Below are 4,973 nucleotides of genomic sequence, written 5' to 3'. Positions count from 1 at the left end.
GGCTCCGCCCCGAACCCCGCCGGGGGGGATAATCCCCCCCGGACCCCCGTATTACCTGCCCACCTTGCCCTCTGCCTCCCCCTTAAAACAGCACCTTCATGCCCACCTGAACGTTGCTGCTCTCTTTGAACTGGCCGAACATGGTATTGGTGTTGCCAAAATAGTTGTTCACTTCGAAACTGCCCACCAAGGCATCGGTGAAACCATACTCCACATCAAACCGGTTCCAATAGCCGCCGCTCTCTTCCGCAATGGTGATGTTGTTGACCCGCCCCTGCTGCTCCGCGCCGAAAGGCTTGGACAGGAACAGCGAGCCGAACTCGCGATAATGAGCCCCTTTGCGCAGATTGTTGGACAGATGCAGCGTGGCCTGATCCGCAGTGTACCGCCCCGAATTGGCCCCGTTGCTCCCCGCTTCGTCGACGTAGTCCAGATTGATGAACTGAATGAACTGCACATTGACCATCAGATTGGTCAGGAAGGAGAAGTCCGCGCCCAGCACATACTTGAACTGGTCGGCCTCTTCCATGCGCATGCCGCCCACCAGATCGCCGTAACCCAGCTTGGTGCGATCGATGACCGGGGTCTTGGTCTCTTTTTGATAGAGGAACTCGGCCCGCGCCACCACCGGTCCCAGGGAGGCGGTATCGAAACTGGTGTCGAAGGCGGCGCCCATGCTGTGAATGCGGTTCAACTTCTCGGTGAAGAGCAGCGTGGGAACCTTGCCCGCCGCGCCGCCGTAACCGGGCAGGCTGACGGTGGTGGTGGGTCGTCCGGTGAAGGCATCCACCCCGGCACTGGTGGTCGGGGTGAGATTCTCCCCGCTCGTACCCTGCCACTGCATGTCGATGTAGGGGTTGGGGTCGTAATGCCACAGATAGTTGAGGGAGTAGTTGAAGTCGCGACCCAGAGTGCTTTTGTAACGCAGGCCCAGGTTGGGAACCGTCTCTTCCGGGTAGTCGCGCACATAGGCGGTTTTGGCGTTGACGAAGGCGTCGAAGGTGGCGAAAGTGGCGTTGGACATGTACTCGAAGGTCGAGTTGGGATTGTTGGCATCCCAGTTGGTCGTTCCGCCATCCACCAGGTTGGTGTTGGCGCTGATGCCCCCCGAAGCCGCCGGATAGGTGTAGGCCAGACCGTTGAGCATGTTGGCCCCGGTGACGCCGTTGCCCATGGGATTGGCGCTGGTGGCGAAGTCGTTGACCGTCATGTAGTTGATGGCGTTGAGCGGCACGCCGCCGAAAGCGCCGCCCGCGGCGAAATTGAAGAAGGTGCGGGAGATGGCCCCCATCTCGGGCACGATGTTGCGGAATCCGTTCACCGGACCGGTGATGGAGTCCACCCCCTTCATGATGAAGGCGTGACCCTTGTCACCATACTGGTTGAGGCCGGGAATGCGGCTCTCCTGACGTTGCGCCACCACGAACTGCAGATTGTCCTTGGGCGTCACGCCGACATCCGCCTTGGCCATCCACACCGGGATGCGGGATTCGTCCATGGTGTTCTGGGTGAACTCCCGCCAGTCGGTGGGGTTGATGATGTCGAGCAGCTTGATGCCGTCGGCGGTGCCCCAGACCAGTTGCTGCTTGCCCAGACGCAGATCGACCTTGCCCGCCTTGGTATCCACGTAAAGCTCTCGCAGCAGATCCTGCTGGGAGTAGCTTTGATGGCCCCGATAGCCGTCGATGGCCTCGATATCGGAAACGATGTTGACCTGTCCGTGCAGCCGGGCGTTGGATACCAGATCACCGTTGAAGAAGAGTACCAGGCTGTTTTCGAACTTCATCGCCTCACCGGCGCCATGCTCCCGGGTGTCGGTGGTGGAGGGGCGTTCGCCGATCACCGTGCCGCGCCTCTGAAAGAGGCCCGTCTCGTTTTTCAGATAACCGGAATACTCCCATTTGGCGTTGTTGCCACCCTCTCCGGCCTGAGCCTGTGCCAGGACCAGGACCGCGCTCGCCGCCAGACCCAACGTCAATGCTTTCTTCATGGTTCACGTTCCTTCATGCGGCGGTTTAACGGTTGATCTTGCTCAGGGTCTGTTCGCTCCACAGGCTCTCGTCCTTGGCGGTGTCGTACTGCACCACGTCATCGGGAATGCTGGCCATGGTTTCGTGGTTGCTGACCAGGTTTTTGCCGTACCAGTAGCGCCACTTCAGGGCGCGGGGATCGGAAAGCCCCAGCGGAGCCCAGTCGCGGTCGATGATCTTGATCTTCTTGTTGTCCTTGAAGAACTCGGTGCGGTAGTCGGCGAAGCTTTGGGTGTCCACATAGCTGATGCGGTAGTCGTACCACCAGTTCTGGAATTTGGTGGTGCTTTTGAGCTTGTAAACCTCCCGACCTTTGTGGTTGCAGGCGGGCTTGTGCAGATTGGCCAGATTGCCGCTGGCCTGGGCGGCGGGGATCTCCATGGCCATCAGGCACTCGTTGAAGCTCTCTTTGCCCTGCAACTCGTGGGATTCGTGGTGCGGCTTGCGCAGGGTGACATCCTCGAAGGTGAAGTCGGTGCCGCCCCAGGCGTCGTCGAAGGCGGGCTGGGCGAAGCGACGGATCTTGCGCAACGCCGGCAGCCAGATGGAGTAGGCCTGACTCTTGGCGTCGTCCACGAAATCGACGATCAGCATGCCCGTGCCGTTGAGCTTGCCGGAACGGAAGATGGCCAGATCCTTGGCCTTGGTTTCGCCGTCGCTGTATTCGTTGTTGAGATAACGCTCCACCGTGTTGGTCAGGGGCTCCTCGCCCGCGCTGCGCGAGGCGATGACGGTGATGCTGCCGCTCTGGCCCCGTTCGATGGAAAAGTTCTTCACGGCGTAAAAATGGTTGACGAAATAGACCTGACGCGCAATCTCGTCCGCGCTCGGGGCGCCGCCGGGATAGGGCAGACTGCGGGGTACGTTGTCCGCCCAGGCGGAGAGGGAGGCCAGCATCAATCCGACCGCAAGCGAAAGGCTTTTCCTGTTCATCAAATCGACCCTCATGGTGAGAGAGAAAAATGTGAAGCTACCCGTTCCCGCTGCATATTTCAAGCACTGCATCAACCATAAGTCCCTTTAATCAAAGGATAATAGGGTCAGTTTCGTGAATATTCGGACAGTATAAAAAAAATTAAAACCAGCAAAAACAGTTCATGCTGCGGGATTGGGTGCGTTCTGAAAAACAAACGCCACACTATAAACACAAAAAATATGTATATAAGACGATGTCGCTATTTAAGTATATTATTATATATTGATCTTGTGGGTCCGGGACGGGGTATCCCGATGCCTTGAACTGTCGGGGGTGAGGGCCTAACCTGAGCGGATTCAGGATCCTTTGACCGTTTGGGGAGTGACGATGGAAGCCGATGTGGCGATTCAGAGGGTGATATTGCGGCGCAAGCCGTTTCGGCGCACGTTGCTGGAGTCGTTTCTGGTGGTGGCGCTTTTGGCGGCGTCGTTGCCGGCGGTGATGGCTTTCAAGCGGCCCTGGGATTTTCTGGAGAGTTTGATTTATCAGGCGCACACCTTGTTGGCGGCGGTGCATGTGGCCATTCCGCGGGAGCAGGTGGCGGCGATGGGTCGGTTTGCCATGATGCATCGGGATTTGAACGAAGCGGAGATGGATGCGCGTCATTTGGCGGCGGGGTTTGGTCTGGTGGTGGAGGAGGGGCGGATTCCGCCGCTGGCCGAGGTGGGTTCGCTGGAAGGGGGTATGGAGGCGGAGAAGGTATTGGAGGCGGCGCGGTACTGGCAGGGGGAGTTGGAGTCCGAGCCGGGGTTGCGGGAGATCTTTCACCAGAGCAAGCGGTATTTGGGTCGTGTAGCGGAGATGGCGCGCACGGCGGGGTTTGATGTGGGGCCAATTTACATTATGGCCGATCCGGGTCGGGAGAAGGATCCTTTCTTCAAGGAGCAGATTCTTTTCGTGTTGGAGAGTACGGGTTGGCGCACGGGGGAGGATACCTTTCCGGGGCAGGCGTATGAGGTACCGGAGCGGGAGATGGGGGGGTGGCGTTCGTCGTATTTGCCGGAGTCGGGGGGTGGGCCGGGATTTTATCACAATCCGCTGCACAATCCGATTTTGCCGCGTTTCGACACGGACGAGTGGGGCACCTGGTTCACCAGTTGGATGGCGGGGTTTCCGCAGGATGGGGTGGTTTACTCTTTCAACGTCGATTTTGATGCCGCCAAGGTGAAGGCTTTGATGTGGACCTTGTCGATTACGGGTGGGGCGTTGTTGATGGCCACGGTTCTGACCATTTTGTTGGCGGCGCGGCGTTTGGCGGAGATGATCACCCGGCCGGTGGCGGCGTTATCGGACGGGGCGCGGGCGGTTCAGAAGGAGGATTTCTCCTATGTGGTGCCGCATCAGGGCACGGGGGAGATGATTGGGTTTATCGATGTGTTTAACGGGATGATTCGGGCGTTGCGGGAGCGGATGAATCTCAAGATGGCTTTTTCGCGCATGGTATCGGCGGAGTTGGCGGAGTTGGCGGCGCAGGAGGGGGTGGTGTTGGGGGGGCAGGAGGCGGTATGCACCATTATGTTCACCGATTTCGCCGGGTTTTCGACCATTACCCAGGGGGTTGCGGCGGAGCGGGTGGTGCAGGCGTTGAATGACTATTTCGCGTTGTTGGTTTCGTTGATCAAGCGGTATGGGGGTACGCCGGACAAGTATATCGGGGATGCGATTGTGGCCATATTCGGGGCGCCGGTTCGCATGGGGGATCATGCGGACAAGGCGTTGCGGTGTGCGGTGGAGATGCAGCGGGAGATGCGGCGGTTCAATCGGGAGAGGTTGGCGCGGGGGGAGATGGTTTTCGAGATGCGGGTGGGGTTGAATACGGGCAAGGTGTTGGTGGGAGCCATCGGGTGTGAGCAGAAGATGGAGTATACGGCGATTGGGGAGGTGACCAACATGGCCAACCGGATGGAGTCGGTGTGTCCGATTGGGCATGTGATGGTGGCGGGTGGGACGCGGCGGGCGGTGGTGGG

General features: G+C 59.2%; 3 protein-coding genes. 1 reads left to right on the top strand and 2 read right to left on the bottom strand.

Annotated features, from left to right (window positions below):
- Positions 1 to 82: 82 nt before the first annotated feature.
- Together HQL56_18115 and HQL56_18110 are read right to left on the bottom strand one after the other, a co-directional pair.
- Positions 83 to 1,990 (bottom strand): RNA polymerase-associated protein rapA, encoded by a 1,908-nt coding sequence (locus HQL56_18115; GenBank protein MBF0311434.1) that lies wholly within the window; start codon positions 1,988 to 1,990, stop codon positions 83 to 85.
- Between the two features lie 25 nt (positions 1,991 to 2,015).
- Positions 2,016 to 2,963 carry an outer membrane lipoprotein-sorting protein gene (locus HQL56_18110; protein ID MBF0311433.1) on the bottom strand — a complete coding sequence of 316 codons (948 nt, stop codon included), beginning with the start codon at positions 2,961 to 2,963 and terminating at the stop codon, positions 2,016 to 2,018.
- A 370-nt stretch (positions 2,964 to 3,333) separates the two neighbouring features.
- Between HQL56_18110 and HQL56_18105 the strand changes: the two genes are divergently transcribed.
- Positions 3,334 to 4,973 (top strand): adenylate/guanylate cyclase domain-containing protein (locus HQL56_18105; protein MBF0311432.1); only part of this gene is annotated, 1,640 nt, incomplete at its 3' end.

It is taken from the genome of Magnetococcales bacterium (assembly GCA_015231925.1).
In the GTDB taxonomy this organism is placed as follows: Bacteria; Pseudomonadota; Magnetococcia; order Magnetococcales; family JADGAQ01; genus JADGAQ01.
Note: the sequence above shows the minus strand (reverse complement) of the source record. Positions and strands in the feature narration are given on the sequence as shown.